Source organism: Halomonas ventosae, assembly GCF_004363555.1.
Classification (GTDB): Bacteria; Pseudomonadota; Gammaproteobacteria; order Pseudomonadales; family Halomonadaceae; genus Halomonas; species Halomonas ventosae.
The window spans coordinates 1-1,146 of sequence record NZ_SNZJ01000046.1 but is presented as its reverse complement, the minus strand read 5'-3'; the positions used below and the strand labels follow the sequence as shown (position 1 = coordinate 1,146).

2 protein-coding genes and 1 pseudogene are annotated in these 1,146 nt (G+C 69.6%); all 3 read left to right on the top strand.

What is annotated here, in order from left to right:
* The coding region (locus DFP85_RS18800; protein ID WP_279512960.1) for a pyruvate kinase alpha/beta domain-containing protein at positions 1 to 237 on the top strand (237 nt) is incomplete at its 5' end.
* Positions 230 to 706 (top strand): methylglyoxal synthase, encoded by a 477-nt coding sequence (locus DFP85_RS18795; protein ID WP_133637929.1) that lies wholly within the window; start codon positions 230 to 232, stop codon positions 704 to 706. The genes DFP85_RS18800 and DFP85_RS18795, both read left to right, overlap by 8 nt.
* Before the next feature lie 57 nt (positions 707 to 763).
* Positions 764 to 1,146: pseudogene (pgi, locus tag DFP85_RS18790) on the top strand (glucose-6-phosphate isomerase); the annotation flags it as partial.

The window sequence follows — 1,146 nt, the reverse complement described above, 5'->3', positions numbered from 1 at the left end:
GCCCACAACCCGGTGGCCCAGCGGCGCATGGCGCTCTATCGCGGGGTGGTCTCGCTGCCCTTCGACACCAGCGAGATGTCGGCCGCCGAGCTCAACGACCGGGCGCTCGAGCGGCTGGTGGAGCAGGGCATCGCCGAGCCCGGCGACCACGTGATCCTCACCCGGGGCGATCACATGAACGCCCATGGCGGCACCAACACCCTGAAGATCCTCGCCGTGGAGGCCAGCCATGAGTGACATCCGCCCGCCGCGCAACGTGACGCGCACCCTGCCCGCCCGCAAGCGGATCGCCCTGGTCGCCCACGACGGCAAGAAGGAGGAGCTGCTGGAGTGGGCAGCGCGCTGGCGGGAGACCCTGGCCGAGCACAGCCTGATCGGCAGCGGCACCACGGCGGGGCGCGTCTCGCACGCGCTCGGGCTCGAGGTGGAGGGCCTGATGAGCGGCCCGCTGGGCGGCGACCAGCAGATCGGGGCACGCATCGCCGAGCAGCGACTCGACCTGCTGATCTTCTTCTGGGACCCCTTCGCGCCGCAGCCCCACGACCCCGACGTCAAGGCCCTGCTGCGTCTGGCCGCGCTGTGGAACATCCCGGTGGCCTGCAACCCCGCCAGTGCCGACTTCCTGATCAGCTCCCCCTGGCTCGGCCAGGCGTACGAGATGACCATCCCCGATGCCGGCGCCTGGGTCTCCTCCCGTACCGGCTGATCGCGCCCCTGCCCTGCCGAGACGTCGACAATCATACCAACCCACAAGAGGTCGACCATGTTCCAGCTCACCCGCAGCGTCACCTGGCAGGCCCTGAAGGGCCTGCAAGCCGAGACCGCCTTTGATCGCATCCGCGACTACTTCGCCGCCGACCCCAAGCGCTTCGAGAAGATGAGCCTGCGCGTCGGCGGGCTCTTCCTCGACTACTCCAAGCAGCCGGTCTCCGACGACGTGCTGGCCAAGCTGATCGAGCTCGCCGAGCACTCGGCGCTGGTCCAGCGCCGCGCCCAGATGTTCTCCGGCGACATCATCAACGTCACCGAGGACCGGCCCGTCCTCCATACGGCCCTGCGCAACCTCGGCGAGGGGCCGCTCAAGGTCGATGGCCAGGACGTGATGCCGGAGATCCAGCGCACCCGCGAGCAGATCCGCGCCTTCTC